Genomic DNA, 12,598 nt, shown 5'->3' with positions numbered 1-12,598 from the left:
CCACATGCACCCCACGATCCACCCCCATCGACAACGCCTTCCGCACCGCATCCCGCGCATCATCCGGACCCACCGTCACCACCGTCACCTCAGCATCACCAACCGACTCCCCCAACCGCAACGCCTGCTCCACCGCATACTCATCCAACTCCGACAACAACCCATCCACCCCCTCACGATCCACCACACCCTCCTTCGTGAACCCCCGCTCACCCGCAGCATCCGGCACGTACTTCACACACACAACGATCCGCAAGCTCACAGCGAACACTCCTAGCACGTCGTCACTTCCGGCTGGACTTCCGCAGCATAGGTGCCGGAAGCAGCCGTTTCCGGTCGCGGCAGGGCCGCGCTCAGCACGATATTACTCATCAGTAGACACCTGGAGGAGGGGCTGAGCAAGCGCTTGGAATGTGAGGTGGGCAATGCCCTGCCGGACCGACCCGCGGGGTGGCTCCGGTCCGCCCCGGAGCGTCAGACCGTCTCGGCGAGGGCGGCGATCACATCGGCCGGGCGGGGCTGACCGGTCGCCCGACGGATGACCGCCCCGCCGGAGTCGAGGACGAGCACGGTCGGCGTCCGCACGATGCCCAGGGCCCGGACCAGCCCGAGGTGCTCCTCGGCGTCGATCTCGACGTGCCGCACGCCCGGGACCATGGCAGCCACCCGGGCGAGCACCCGACGCGTGGCGCGGCAGGGCTGACAGAAGGCGGAGGAGAACTGGACCAGCGTCGCCCGCTCCCCCAGGGCCGCGCCGAGTCGCGCCGCGTCGAGGCTTCCCGGAGTGCTCTCCGGAGCCGCACCGTCCATGTCCCGCACTCCCGCGCCTCCTCCTGCGAAGCGGGCGGTCCCACGCCCCGCTCATGGGGCCCGCGCCCGTTCGCGCGCCCTCCACCTGCGAAAACATCCCCTGCGTCAGCCGGATTCCCCGCCCTCCGTCCGTCGGGCGTCCGCACCCCCCGAACGGCCGAACCCGAACCCCCCGCGTAGTCGTCCGATCCCGGGAAACAGTACCTTTCAGCAACGTGACGAGGATCTCGCGCTGCGCGGGCGCCAGGACTGGCCCCCGCACCGTTCTTCGGGCACGATCTGCGCAGGCCGGAAAACCTACGGCTGCGTAACTTCCCGCCGGGATCTCCCTCCTCCCAGGCAGACAGAAGGGCCTTCCTCGTCCCATGGCAGAGCTTGTGTACCGCCCCGTCATCGGCATGGCCCTGACGATGTTCAAAGCCCTTGACCTCAAGATCGACTGCAAGGGTTCGGAGAACATTCCGCGTACCGGAGGGGCGGTGCTGGTCAGCAACCACATCAGCTACCTGGACTTTATCTTCAGTGGGCTCACCGCGCTCCCGCAGAAGCGGCTGGTGCGCTTCATGGCGAAGGAGTCGGTGTTCCGCCACAAGGTGGGGGGCCCGCTGATGCGCGGGATGAAGCACATCCCGGTGGACCGCAAGAAGGGCGAGGACGCCTACCAGCACGCACTGGAGTCGCTGCGGAGCGGCGAGATCATCGGGGTGTTCCCGGAGGCGACCATCTCGCAGTCGTTCACGCTCAAGAGCTTCAAGTCCGGTGCCGCGCGACTCGCCCAGGACGCGGGTGTGCCGCTGGTCCCGATGGCGCTGTGGGGGACGCAGCGGCTGTGGACCAAGGGCCACCCGCGCAACTTCCGGCGTGAGCACATCCCCGTCACCATGCGGGTGGGCGAGCCGCTGGAGGCCCCGCGCGACCAGTACGCGGGTGCGATCACGCGCCGGCTGCGCGGCCAGGTGCAGGAACTCCTCGAAGCCGCGCAGCGCGCCTACCCGGTTCGCCCCAAGGGTCCGGACGACACCTGGTGGATGCCCGCACACCTCGGCGGAACCGCGCCCACCCCGGAGGCGGTCAAGGCGGCGGAAGCCAGCTGACCCCGGCCACCACCGCCCTGCGCCGCCGGCGCCTACCGGGCGAGGGGCCGGCGGGCAGCCGGTCGAGTCAGCCGGTGACCGGCGGGTGGACGGTGAGCCGTGCGCCGGGGCTCACCTTCTGGACCAGTTCCGCGAGCTCGGCGCCGGCCGCCTCCGCACCGGCAGCGCCCATCGGCTCCAGGACCTCCAGCAGGAACAGGGCGGAGCCGGACTCCTCGGTGAGTCGGGTGCGTGCGCCCTGACGCCAGTTCCAGCGACGGCAGGTGACGCCGGCGTCATCACACCAGACGACCTCGCCGGGCTCCGGGTGTTCGATCACCCGCTCGCCTCCGGCGGCGGTCGGGAACTCCTCGTCGCCCCGCGCCCGGAGCAGTCGCATGCCACCCTGGATCCGGTCGGCGTCCTCCCCTCCGACGGGCACGAGATGGGCCACGCTGATCGCGTTGTAGACGTCGACCAGGGCGTTGATCCGGGGCAGTCCGGCTTCTGAGAGGGCGCGCTTGGCCAGCGCCTCCGCGGAGTTGCGGGTGCGGGAGGGCTTGGCGCCGAAGGCGGTGTACGCCGCACGCCAGGCGATCATGTGGGGGTCCTCGTGGGGCGCCCGCCCGTCGAGCCGGGTCGCGAGGCGCCGGGCCGCGTCGTCCAGCAGGGCCGAGGTCGCCTCGGTGCTGGGCGTGTTGACGATTCCCTGCGCCTCGACGGCGACACGGGTGAAGCCCGGCACGAGGGCGTGGACCTCGTCGGACACGGTGAGCGTGATGGTCATGGTCTGCCTTGCCTGCCGTGGGTCGGTTCGGGACGGTGGGTGCGCCTCACAGGGCGGTGGGCAGGGTCTGCCACAGCGCCGGGCGGTCCGGCGCCTCCTTGAGGGCGCGCAGCACCGTCGGATGCGGTGCAGCATACAAGACCGGGTAGTCCACCTCGCTGAACTCCGGACGGACGGGGAAGGCCAGTTGCTCCCGCTCCAGGGAGAACTGGGCGTCGATGTCCCCGGTGTTGCCGCGGGAGTCCTGCCGGAACCAGCCGTCGCACCCCGGCAGCTTCAGGGCCACCAGACCGTGGACGAGCGGGGCCGTGCCGTCGTCCTCGGTGAGCCGCTGGTAACAGAAACCGGCCGGGACGCCGCCGGCCCGCAGCAGGGCGACCAGGGCGTGCGACTTGGCGTGACAGATACCCGTCCGCAGGGCCAGCACGTCGGAGGCGCGCCAAGTGACCCGTAGGTCCCCCGCGTCCGCCGAGTGTGGAATCCGGTCGCGCACGTACACATAGGCAGCCTTCGCATAGTCATGCGGTTCACGGACCTCACACCCCAGCTCGGCGGCCGTCTGGCGCACGCGGGGATGGTGGTGGTCGACGACCTCGTCGGCCGCGAGATAGGCGGACAGTTCCCGGGAATCCTGAATGAGCTGCATACCTAAGCATAGGTATGCAGCTCATGGCACTTCAATGCGTTAACTCGGGGAGAGACGCGCGCGGCCGTCCGTCCTGACCGGGGCGCGGGAGACGGTGCCCGGCACCACCCACCGCGCTCAGCGCGCCATCTCCTCCTTGAGCGCCGCCAGGAACCCGTCGACGTCGTCCTCACGGGTGTCGAACGAGCACATCCACCGCACGTCCCCGGCGGTCTCGTCCCAGAAGTAGAAGCGGTAGCGCTGCTGCAGCCGCTCGCTCACGTCGTGGGGCAGTCGGGCGAACACCGCGTTGGCCTGGACCGGGTGGAGGATCTCCACACCGGGCACCGACCGGACGCCCTCGGCCAGCCGCTGCGCCATCTCGTTGGCGTGCCGGGCGTTGCGCAGCCACAGGTCCTTGGCGAGCAGCGCTTCGAGCTGCACCGACACGAACCGCATCTTGGAGGCGAGCTGCATGGACAGCTTGCGCAAGTGCTTCATCCGGCGCACCGCATCGGGGTTCAGCACCACCACGGCCTCGCCGAACAACGCACCGTTCTTGGTGCCGCCGAGGGACAGCAGGTCGATGCCGACGGCGTTGGTGAAGGTGCGCATCGGCACGTCCAGCGAGGCCGCGGCATTGGCTATCCGGGCGCCGTCGAGGTGGACGACCAGGCCCAACCCGTGGGCGTGGTCACAGATCGCCCGGATCTCGTCGGGCGTGTAGACGGTGCCCAGCTCGGTGTTCTGGGTGAGGGAGACGACCTGCGGCATCGCCCGGTGCTCGTCCTCGAAGCCCCATGCCTGACGGTCGATCAGCTCCGGGGTGAGCTTGCCGTCGGGGGTGGGAACGGTGAGCAGCTTGAGCCCGCCGACCCGCTCCGGTGCGCCGCCCTCGTCCACGTTGATATGTGCGCTCTCCGCGCAGATGACCGCGCCCCAGCGGTCGGTGACCGCCTGGAGCGCGACGACGTTGGCGCCGGTCCCGTTGAAGACCGGGAACGCCTCGGCGGTGGCACCGAAGTGGCTGCGGATGACTCCCTGGAGGTGTGCGGTGTAGTCGTCCTCGCCGTAGGCGACCTGGTGGCCGCCGTTCGCGAGGGCGAGCGCCGCCATGACCTCCGGGTGGGCCCCCGCGTAGTTGTCACTGGCGAAACCGCGGACCTCCGGATCGTGATGGCGCTTCGCGTCGGTGCGGGGAGGGTTCACGGCTTCTCGGTGAGCCACAGACGGGTTCCGTTCACTTCGCTGGCGGGCCGCTCCCAGACCCCGGCGATCCGGTCGGCCAGGTCCTTGACGTCGGTGAAGCCCGCGAACTTCGCGCTGGGGCGCTCGGCGCGCATCGCGTCGTGCACCAGTGCCTTGACCACCAGGATCGCAGCCGCCGCGGCGGGGCCGTCCTCGCCCCCGGCCTTGCGGAAGTCGTCGCCGAGGGCGAGCGTCCAGGCTTCGGCCGCGGCCTTGGCCGCGGCGTAGGCGGCGTTCCCCGCGGTGGGGCTGCTGGCGCCCGCGGCGCTGATGAGCAGGAAACGTCCCCGGTCGCTGCGCTTGAGGGGCCCCTCGAAGGCCAGCGAGGTGTGCTGGACGGTACGGATGAGGAGCTTCTCCAGCAGGTCCCAGTCGGCCAGGTCCGTCTCGGCGAACGACCGGCCGCCCCGCCAACCGCCGACGAGGTGCACCAGGCCGTCGATCCGCCCGTACTCCTGCTCGATCCGCTCGGCCCAGGCGTGGGTGGCCGGCTGGTCGAGGAGGTCGACGGTCTCACCGGTGACGGTGGCTCCGCCGTGCGCGTAGCGCGCCGCGTCGACCGCCTCGGCCAGTCGTTCCACGTCGGCGTCGGCGCCGACCACCGTGGCTCCGGCCTCGGCGAGGCGCAGCAGTGTCGCCCGTCCCGCCGGGCCCGCCGCTCCGGCCACCGCGATCACCGCACCGTCCAGCGCGTCCTTGCCGTCCATCGTGCTCACCTCCGGGCTGCCCTCCGGGTTCACGCGGCCACCTCGCGGGTGCCGACGGGGTCGGCGGACCCGGTGTCCGGGGTGGACGCGGTGATGCCCCTGGTCGAGGCGATCACGTTCTTGAGCTTCTTGGCAAGCGCCTCATAGAACATGCTCAGGGGAAACTCGTCCGGAAGCACGTCGTCCACGAGCTTGCGGGGCGGCAGGGTGAGGTCCAGGGCGTCGGGACCCTTGGCCCAGCGGGAGCCGGGGTGCGGAGCGAGATAGGTGGACACCAGTTCGTAGCCGGCGAACCAGTGGACGAGCTTCGGGCGGTCGATGCCGTCCCGGTACAGCTTCTCGATGTCGGCGCACAGCTGGTTGGTGACCTGCGGTGCCCGGTCCCAGTCGATGTGCAGCTTGTTGTCGGTCCAGCGCACCACGTCGTGCTGGTGGAGGTACGCGAAGAGCAGCTGACCGCCGAGGCCGTCGTAGTTGCGGACGCGCTCACCGGTCACCGGGAAGCGGAACATCCGGTCGAACAGGACGGCGAACTGCACGTCACGCCCCTGCGGGAAGCCGTCGGCCTCCAGCTTGACGGCCTCCTTGAAGGCCGTGAGGTCACAGCGCAGCTCCTCCAGGCCGTACATCCAGAACGGCTGACGCTGCTTGATCATGAACGGGTCGAAGGGCAGGTCGCCGTGGCTGTGGGTGCGGTCGTGGACCATGTCCCACAGGACGAACGCCTGCTCGCAGCGTGCCTGGTCGCCGATCATCGCGTCGATGTCCGGGGGCAGCTCCAGCCCGAGCAGGTCCACGGAGGCGCTGGTGACCCGACGGAAGCGGGCGGCCTCGCGGTCGCAGAAGATGCCGCCCCAGGTGAACCGCTCGGGGGCCTCGCGCACGGCTATGGTCTCGGGGAAGAGCACCGCGGAGTGGGTGTCGTACCCGGCGGTGAAGTCCTCGAAGGTGATCCCGCAGAACAGCGGGTTGTCGTAGCGGGTGCGCTCCAGCTCGGCGAGCCAGTCGGGCCACACCATGCGCAGGACGACCGCTTCGAAGTTGCGGTCCGGATTGCCGTTCTGCGTGTACATGGGGAAGACGACCAGGTGCTGGAGGCCGTGCTCACGGCGCGCGGCCGGCTGGAAGGCCAACAGCGAGTCGAGGAAGTCGGGCACCCGGAAGCCGTCGGCGGCCCACCGTCGCAGGTCGGCGACGAGGGCGGCGTGGTAGGCGGCGTCGTGCTCCAGCAGCGGCGAGAGGTCCTCGACGGCCGCGGCGACGCGCTCCACCGCGGTGGCGGCTTTGGCCGGGTCCGGCGCGCGGTCGGCGTCGAAGTCGATCGACCCGTCCTTCGACTGCCAGGCCCTGATCTCTTCCACGGCGGCCTTGAGCAGGGGCCAGGACGGGTGGTCGACCACCCGCTCCGACGGAGAAACCCGCCCCTCCGCACCCGTCTGCACAAGAACATCCGTCATATCTCACCCTCCACGGGAGAACCTTCCGTATGGACACCGTATGCGGGCAAGGATCTCCACAGCAAGAGGGGCACCGGAAAATATCCTGCCCAGAGTCACTACGACGGTGATTCTTCCTGTCTCCACTCCGTCACTCAAGGGTCGAGGGCCGACGGCGCCCCTCCGGGGAACCGCGCTCCGGCCCCGCCCGCGGTGGCGGATAGGCTGCGCCGAGCCCCAGGGCGGCACCCCGGCGGCGGCCGGGCGCTGCCCGGTGGACCGCACGGGACCGTCCGCCGTCGACGGAAGCGAGCACCCGTGCACCTCCTCACCATCGGTCACCGCGGCGTCATGGGCGTCGAGCCCGAGAACACCCTCCGGTCCTTCGTCGCCGCCGAGGAGGCCGGTCTCGACGTCATCGAGCTGGACCTCCACCTCAGCAAGGACGGCGCCCTCGTCGTCATGCACGACACCGAGGTGGACCGGACCACCGACGGCAGCGGTCCCATCGCCGGACACACCCTCGCCGAGCTGCGCGCCCTGGACGCGGGGCGCGGGGAGCGCGTCCCCGTCTTCGAAGAGGTCCTGGACGCGGTGCGCGCCCCGCTCCAGGCGGAGATCAAGGACGTCGCCGCGGCCCGTTCCCTCGCCGCCGTGATGCACGCCCGCGACCTGGTCCGACGGGTCGAGGTGCTGTCCTTCCACGACGCGGCGCTGGCGGAGGTCTCCCAACTGGTCCCCGGGGTGCGCACCGCGCTGGTGGCGAGCCGGTACGGACTCGACGTGGTGGACCGGGCCACCGCCGTCGGCGCGGGCACGCTCGTCCTGAACATCCGCCGCCTCACCCTCGAACTGGTGGAGCGCGCCCGCAAGGCCGACCTGCGGATCATCGGATGGGTCGTCAACACCCCGGAGCACCTGGCCCTGGCCCGGGCGCTCGGCCTCGACGGGGCGACGACCGACTACCCGGAGATCAAGCGGGCCGCCGCCGGCACCGACTGAGCCGGGCGCGCCCGAAGCGTCCGGTGCGCCCCGAGCAGCCGCCGGTGCGGTGGTGTGAAGCCCTCGGGGTACGTGACGAGTTCCTCGCCCATCGTGGTGAACGGGTACGCCCCGCCATCCGTTGTTGGGGACGAAGGCTCGGTGCGCAAGCGGCCCCGGGGGTCTCCTGGGACCGGCTCCCGACGCGCGCCGAGCCACTCGGCCTCGGGCTCGTGCACACACCCGGAAGCGAGTCCGTCAGAGGCCGGGTAGGAGACCGTACGCCCGAAGGGACACCGCACCATGACCGTCTCCCGGCCGCCACGCGACCGCGTTCCCGTTCTCGACACCGCCTTCCTGGGTGCCGCCTGCATCGGCCACGAGCCCGAACTCTTCTTCCCCCGGGGGGAATCGGAGCGTTGGGAACAGTCCATCGAGAAGGCCAAACACATCTGCGGAAGCTGCACGATACGGGTCGACTGCCTACGGCACGCGGTCGACAACTCCGAGGCCGACGGGGTGTGGGGAGGTCTCACCCCCGCGGAACGCCGTAGGTTCCGGCGCGCCCTGCGCACCCTCTACGGGGCGGACGACGCGCTGGTGCGACGGCTGCTGACCGGTGAACGGCTGGTGGTGCCGCCGGAGCACCTGGGTTCCGTCGTCTGGCAGTTGGCCTGGCACGGCTGGCGCATCGAGCGCATCTGTCTGGCGACCGCGGTGCCCCGACCGCGGGTCCGGCGCTCCCTGGCGGCGGCCCAGTCGTCGGCGGACTTCCTGCGCGCCGCCGGGATCGACCCGCGTCCCCGGTCGACGCGCGTCACCGGTTCGGGGACCCCGGACCGCGCCGGACGACCGGGCGCCCCGGCACCGGGCAGCCAGCAGGTGGCCTGATCCCCGCCGGGGCCGTCGGAACGTGGCGGCGGGAGCGACGGCCCCGGCGGCCGGTGGTGGGGCGGCTTCCGGGGCCGCCCCACCGCCTCCGCACCGCAGTGGGCGCGCCAAGATGGGTGCGCCGAGGTGGGCGGGACACGCCCGGCGCGCTCCGCACGGCCCCCCTCGCACGCCCGTGTGCACGCCCTTCTGCACGCCTGTGCGCCCGGTTCGTCGGCCTCCCCGCGGGCAGCCATCACCCCAGGGCGTCGAGCGGGAGGTGCGCGGTGCACACACCGGTCCCGGCCGCCTGGCTGCTCATCGCGCTCGGCGCACTGAGCGGGGGCTACTGCCTGGCGCGGATGCTCACCGGTACCGGACGGCAGCGCCGGACGGCGGGGGGCGAGGCGCTGATGGGGTTCGGGACCGTCGTGATGGCCCTGCCCACGGCGCTGGTCGCGGTGCCCCGCCCCGCATGGGCACTGTGCACGGTGGTCTTCGCCGCGGCGGCACTGGGCGCCCTGCGGTACGCGCGGGACTCGGTGCACCAGCTGCACCACCTGGTGGGCACGGGCGCGATGGCCTACATGTCGGTGGTGATGGCGACGGCTCCGGCCGGGCACGGGCACGCGGGCTTCGCCCCGCTGACCGTCGCACTGCTCGGGTACTTCGCCGTGTACGTCCTGTGGACGGGCGCCCGGCTCGTCCCCGCTGCGCCCCCGCCCGGCGGTTCCGCCCGCCCGGACAGAGCGACCGGGGCGACAGAAGCGACCGGGGCGGCCCACCGACCGGAGCTGGCCCGGGCCTGCCGCCTCTCGATGGCGTTGGCCATGTGCGCCATGCTGCTCGCCGTCTGATCGGCCGTGCTCACGGCGCACGGACGGCTCCGGGGCTCGCCCCGACGAGCCCGCCCCCACCACGGACGAAACGTGTCCTACGTCACTTGCGCCGATCATCCGTACCACCACGTCACCACACGCAAATAGGCTGGTGGCATGACGGTATCCGTGGCACTGCTGCTGCTCGGCGCCCTTACCGCTGTCCTCGCGCCGCGGCTCCTGGCACGGGCCGACTGGCCCGAACGGGAACCCGTGGTCGCCCTGTGGGTCTGGCAGTGCGTGGTGGCGGCGGTCCTGCTGTGCTGCGCGCTGTCGATGACGCTCAGCGCGGCAGCGGCCTGGCAGGCGGTCCGCGGGCGGTTGTTCGCCCCCGCGCCCAGCGGTGTCGTCGAGGCGTACGCACTGGGAGCCGCCGGACCCTGGGCCGCGGCGACGGCGCTGCTGCTGGCCGGCGGCGGCGTGTGGACCGCCGCCATGCTGACCAGGGAGATCGTTCGCACCCGGGCCGCCCGCCGTGCCAGCCGCGCCGAACTGCGGGTCCGTTCCCCGCTGTTGCCGGGCGAGGAACCGGGCACCGACCGACTGGTGGTGCTGGAGGGCGAGCGGCCGGACGCCTGGTGGCTGCCCGGGACGGCGCCCCGACTCGTCATCACCACGGCGGCACTGCGACGGCTGAAGGGGCGGCAGCTCGATGCGGTGCTCGCCCATGAGCAGGGCCATGCACAGGCCCGCCACGACTGGCTGCTGCACGCGTCCTCGGCACTGGCCAACGGGTTCCCGCAGGTCCCGGTCTTCGCCGCGTTCCGCGACGAGATGCACCGACTGGTCGAACTCGCCGCCGACGACGTCGCCTCACGCCGGTTCGGAAGGCTCACCACCGCCCTGGCCCTGGTCGAACTCAACGAGGACCGCGGCGTGTTCGGACCGTGCCCGACCCCGCACGCACTCGTTCCGCAGCGAGTGAACCGTCTGCTCACCCCGCCGCGCCGGCTCACCCCGGCCAGGCGGCTGCGGCTCACCGCGGCGGCGGCACTGGTCCCGGTGGTGCCGGTCCTGGTGGCCTTCGTACCCGGGCTGCACGCCCTGCGCTGACCGGTCCCGGCCGCTTCCGGAGATCCCTCCCCGGGGCGACGGGCGCACGGGACCCGATCCGGCCACCCGTGCGGGCACCCCTCGGCCGAACACCCCGACCGCCCCGTGGATCCCTGCGGATTCCTGGCCTGCTGCACGCGGGGTCGGGGAGGATCACCCCCATGCACAAGGTGTCCCCACTCCCCCCATCGAGCCCACCCCGCCCCCTGACCTCACGCGCCCCACGCGTCGCGCTGGTCCTGGGCGGGCTCGCCACTCTGCTCCTGGTCCTGGTCGCGGCCCGCTGGAGCCCGTTGCTGGACGTGGACGAGCAGATCGCCCGCACCACGCACGACTGGGCCGTGGCCGACCCCGGTCTCACCCACGCCAACCGCATCCTCACCGACTGGGCGTGGGACCCGTGGACCATGCGGGCCTTGCTCGCGGTGGTCGTGGGGTGGCTGCTGTGGCGCCGCGACGCATGGTTCGCCGCCTGGCTCGCGGTTCCCTGCGCCCTGGGAACGCTGCTCCAACAGGCGCTCAAGGCCGGCGTCGGGCGGGAGCGCCCCCGCTGGCCCGACCCGGTGGACTCGGCGAACTACTCCGCGTTCCCCTCCGGACACGCGATGACCGCGACGGTGGTGTGCGGGCTGCTCCTGTGGACCCTGTACCGGTACGGCGTCCGACTCTCGCTCTGGCGGGTGGCGCTGGTCGTCGCCGCGGTCTCCGTCCTCGGCGTGGGGTTCACCCGCATCTGGCTGGGCGTGCACTGGCCCTCCGACGTGGTGGAGGGATGGCTTCTGGGCGGTCTGACCGTCTCCGTGGCGGTCCTGTCCTACGAACGGTTCCGCGGCCCGAGCCGGCTCCCGGACGCCGACCGCACCGGGCCGCTCCGCGGCCGTCCGTGACCGGACGCACCGCGCCGGCTCAGGACTGGTAGCCCTCGACCTGGGAGGACGGCCGCACCCGGGCCTCGTCGGGGTTCTCGCCGTACTCGGACTTGGCCCGCCGCTGACGGAGCAGGTCCCAGCACTGGTCGAGTTCCCGTTCCAGTTCGGCGAGCCGGGCGCGTTCCGCGGTGCGGTCGCGGCCCTCCGTGAGCCCGTCGCGCAGTCGCCGCTCGTCCTCGACCATGGCGGTGATCCGCTCCAGGATCTGTCGCTGGTCCATGTCATCGCCTCCTCGGCCCCGTCCCCACTGTAGGGAGCGGGGAGGAGTCCCGCGAGAAGAGCACGCGGCCCGGGCCACCGGGCCCGGGCCGCGTTCGTGCACCGCCGTCCGCATGGACGCTCCCCCGCTGCGCCCATGCGGACAGCGGACCGGGTGGGGCCGCGAGGCCACCACCGACTCCGCTGAGTATATTGGCTGGAAGCCAGTCAACGCAGGAGTACAGGATGACCCCGCGCAGCGCATCGGTCAATGAGGAGCTGCGACGGCGCAGCCGTGAGCGGCTGTTGCGGGCGACCGTGGAGCTGGTCGCCGAGCGGGGGTACGAGGCGACGACCCTGTCCGACATCGCGGACCGGGCGGGCACCGCCCGGGGCCTGGTGTCCTACTACTTCCCCGGCAAGCGCCAGCTCTTCCAGTCGGCGGTGCACCGGCTGATGCACACCGCCCTGGCCCAGGCCCTGGAGCGGGAACCGCGCACCGAGGAGGGCCACGAGCGGATGGCGCGCGCCATCGACGCGGTCCTGGGGCTCGCACGGGACAGCACGGTGTTGATGCGCGCCCACATGGCGGGCATCCTCCAGGCCGAGGGGTTCGTCCGCTGCGCTGAGCAGCAGCGGCTCGCGGAGTTGCTGCGCGACACCGTCGAGCGGTACGGGTCGCCCGCTCCGGACACGGACTATCCGCTGTTGCGGGCGTTGTTGATGGGGTCCGTGTTCGCGATCCTGCTGCCCGGCGCGCCGATGCCCGCCGAGGTGCTGAGGGCGGAGTTGTTCCGTCGGTACGGGCTGGCGTGGGAGTTGGGGACGCCGCCGACCGAGCGGCCACCACGGGTGGCGCCGCAGGGAGGGCCGCCGGCGGACTTCTCCGGGCTGTTCGGCGCGGGTCGCGGCGAGCCGGGGGACCCAGAAGACCGCTGACCGCTGGCGGTCTCCCCGCCCCGGTGCGGGGGCGGGGAGACCGCCAGCGGTCGGGCACCCCGGC

At 72.1% G+C, this 12,598-nt stretch carries 15 protein-coding genes; 7 read left to right on the top strand and 8 right to left on the bottom strand.

The genetic code is table 11. The features are described from left to right. Both ACFYOU_RS28265 and ACFYOU_RS28260 read right to left on the bottom strand, forming a co-directional pair. The coding region (locus tag ACFYOU_RS28265) for an electron transfer flavoprotein subunit beta/FixA family protein (protein WP_391309446.1) at nucleotides 1–262 on the bottom strand (262 nt) is incomplete at its 3' end. Nucleotides 263–474: 212 nt separating this feature from the next. After that, a complete protein-coding gene (locus tag ACFYOU_RS28260) occupies nucleotides 475–810 on the bottom strand; it encodes a thioredoxin domain-containing protein (protein ID WP_391309463.1) in 336 nt (111 codons plus the stop codon). Between the two features lie 365 nt (nucleotides 811–1,175). Here ACFYOU_RS28260 and ACFYOU_RS28255 point away from each other — a divergent pair, with 365 nt between their 5' ends. Beyond that, nucleotides 1,176–1,904, top strand: a complete 729-nt coding sequence (locus ACFYOU_RS28255; RefSeq protein ID WP_391309444.1) for a 1-acyl-sn-glycerol-3-phosphate acyltransferase — start codon at nucleotides 1,176–1,178, stop codon at nucleotides 1,902–1,904. A 67-nt stretch (nucleotides 1,905–1,971) separates the two neighbouring features. Here the strand turns inward: ACFYOU_RS28255 and ACFYOU_RS28250 are convergent, their stop codons facing one another. From ACFYOU_RS28250 to ACFYOU_RS28230, 5 genes are all read right to left on the bottom strand, one after another. Next, nucleotides 1,972–2,670, bottom strand: coding sequence for a phenylalanine--tRNA ligase beta subunit-related protein (locus ACFYOU_RS28250; protein ID WP_391309443.1), 699 nt, complete (start codon nucleotides 2,668–2,670; stop codon nucleotides 1,972–1,974). A gap of 46 nt (nucleotides 2,671–2,716) precedes the next feature. Further along, nucleotides 2,717–3,316 carry a transglutaminase domain-containing protein gene (locus tag ACFYOU_RS28245; RefSeq protein WP_391309441.1) on the bottom strand — a complete coding sequence of 200 codons (600 nt, stop codon included), beginning with the start codon at nucleotides 3,314–3,316 and terminating at the stop codon, nucleotides 2,717–2,719. A gap of 117 nt (nucleotides 3,317–3,433) precedes the next feature. Continuing rightward, nucleotides 3,434–4,504: a threonine aldolase family protein gene (locus ACFYOU_RS28240; protein WP_389773726.1), complete on the bottom strand. Its 1,071-nt coding sequence runs from the start codon at nucleotides 4,502–4,504 to the stop codon at nucleotides 3,434–3,436. Beyond that, nucleotides 4,501–5,250 (bottom strand): SDR family NAD(P)-dependent oxidoreductase, encoded by a 750-nt coding sequence (locus ACFYOU_RS28235; RefSeq protein ID WP_391309461.1) that lies wholly within the window; start codon nucleotides 5,248–5,250, stop codon nucleotides 4,501–4,503. The genes ACFYOU_RS28240 and ACFYOU_RS28235 overlap by 4 nt, the downstream gene beginning before the upstream one ends. Before the next feature lie 29 nt (nucleotides 5,251–5,279). Further along, nucleotides 5,280–6,707: a DUF6421 family protein gene (locus ACFYOU_RS28230; protein ID WP_391309439.1), complete on the bottom strand. Its 1,428-nt coding sequence runs from the start codon at nucleotides 6,705–6,707 to the stop codon at nucleotides 5,280–5,282. 297 nt (nucleotides 6,708–7,004) lie between these two features. Here ACFYOU_RS28230 and ACFYOU_RS28225 point away from each other — a divergent pair, with 297 nt between their 5' ends. From ACFYOU_RS28225 to ACFYOU_RS28205, 5 genes are all read left to right on the top strand, one after another. Beyond that, a complete protein-coding gene (locus tag ACFYOU_RS28225; protein ID WP_391309438.1) occupies nucleotides 7,005–7,688 on the top strand; it encodes a glycerophosphodiester phosphodiesterase family protein in 684 nt (227 codons plus the stop codon). Nucleotides 7,689–7,970: 282 nt separating this feature from the next. Further along, nucleotides 7,971–8,558: a WhiB family transcriptional regulator gene (locus tag ACFYOU_RS28220; protein WP_385496392.1), complete on the top strand. Its 588-nt coding sequence runs from the start codon at nucleotides 7,971–7,973 to the stop codon at nucleotides 8,556–8,558. A 266-nt stretch (nucleotides 8,559–8,824) separates the two neighbouring features. Further along, complete coding sequence (locus ACFYOU_RS28215; protein ID WP_391309437.1) at nucleotides 8,825–9,394, top strand: DUF5134 domain-containing protein; 570 nt, start codon at nucleotides 8,825–8,827, stop codon at nucleotides 9,392–9,394. Nucleotides 9,395–9,532: 138 nt separating this feature from the next. Next, complete coding sequence (locus ACFYOU_RS28210) at nucleotides 9,533–10,468, top strand: M56 family metallopeptidase (protein WP_389773716.1); 936 nt, start codon at nucleotides 9,533–9,535, stop codon at nucleotides 10,466–10,468. 161 nt (nucleotides 10,469–10,629) lie between these two features. Next, the gene (locus ACFYOU_RS28205) at nucleotides 10,630–11,355 is read left to right on the top strand and encodes a phosphatase PAP2 family protein (RefSeq protein ID WP_391309434.1); all 726 of its coding nucleotides are present in this window, start codon (nucleotides 10,630–10,632) and stop codon (nucleotides 11,353–11,355) included. A gap of 19 nt (nucleotides 11,356–11,374) precedes the next feature. On the opposite strand, the gene ACFYOU_RS28200 is transcribed toward ACFYOU_RS28205, so the two are convergent. Then, entirely contained in the window at nucleotides 11,375–11,617 is a 243-nt protein-coding gene (locus ACFYOU_RS28200) for a DUF2630 family protein (RefSeq protein WP_389773712.1), read from the bottom strand. 224 nt (nucleotides 11,618–11,841) lie between these two features. On the opposite strand from ACFYOU_RS28200, the gene ACFYOU_RS28195 reads away from it, so the two are divergent. Beyond that, nucleotides 11,842–12,534, top strand: a complete 693-nt coding sequence (locus ACFYOU_RS28195; protein ID WP_391309431.1) for a TetR family transcriptional regulator — start codon at nucleotides 11,842–11,844, stop codon at nucleotides 12,532–12,534. Nucleotides 12,535–12,598: the final 64 nt, after the last annotated feature.

The organism is Streptomyces sp. NPDC005955, from assembly GCF_042871255.1.
GTDB lineage: Bacteria > Actinomycetota > Actinomycetes > Streptomycetales > Streptomycetaceae > Streptomyces.
The sequence above is the reverse complement of the archived record's forward strand: the minus strand, read 5'-3'. Positions and strand labels throughout refer to the sequence as shown.

What these genes read in the sequence shown, in the direction of transcription:
- ACFYOU_RS28235 (WP_391309461.1), bottom strand. Translation starts at nt 5,250, where the DNA reads ATGGACGGCAAGGACGCGCTGGACGGTGCGGTGATCGCGGTGGCCGGA.
- ACFYOU_RS28200 (WP_389773712.1), bottom strand. Translation starts at nt 11,617, where the DNA reads ATGGACCAGCGACAGATCCTGGAGCGGATCACCGCCATGGTCGAGGAC.
- ACFYOU_RS28230 (WP_391309439.1), bottom strand. Translation starts at nt 6,707, where the DNA reads ATGACGGATGTTCTTGTGCAGACGGGTGCGGAGGGGCGGGTTTCTCCG.
- ACFYOU_RS28195 (WP_391309431.1), top strand. Translation starts at nt 11,842, where the DNA reads ATGACCCCGCGCAGCGCATCGGTCAATGAGGAGCTGCGACGGCGCAGC.
- ACFYOU_RS28260 (WP_391309463.1), bottom strand. Translation starts at nt 810, where the DNA reads ATGGACGGTGCGGCTCCGGAGAGCACTCCGGGAAGCCTCGACGCGGCG.
- ACFYOU_RS28250 (WP_391309443.1), bottom strand. Translation starts at nt 2,670, where the DNA reads ATGACCATCACGCTCACCGTGTCCGACGAGGTCCACGCCCTCGTGCCG.
- ACFYOU_RS28210 (WP_389773716.1), top strand. Translation starts at nt 9,533, where the DNA reads ATGACGGTATCCGTGGCACTGCTGCTGCTCGGCGCCCTTACCGCTGTC.
- ACFYOU_RS28205 (WP_391309434.1), top strand. Translation starts at nt 10,630, where the DNA reads ATGCACAAGGTGTCCCCACTCCCCCCATCGAGCCCACCCCGCCCCCTG.
- ACFYOU_RS28255 (WP_391309444.1), top strand. Translation starts at nt 1,176, where the DNA reads ATGGCAGAGCTTGTGTACCGCCCCGTCATCGGCATGGCCCTGACGATG.
- ACFYOU_RS28220 (WP_385496392.1), top strand. Translation starts at nt 7,971, where the DNA reads ATGACCGTCTCCCGGCCGCCACGCGACCGCGTTCCCGTTCTCGACACC.
- ACFYOU_RS28245 (WP_391309441.1), bottom strand. Translation starts at nt 3,316, where the DNA reads ATGCAGCTCATTCAGGATTCCCGGGAACTGTCCGCCTATCTCGCGGCC.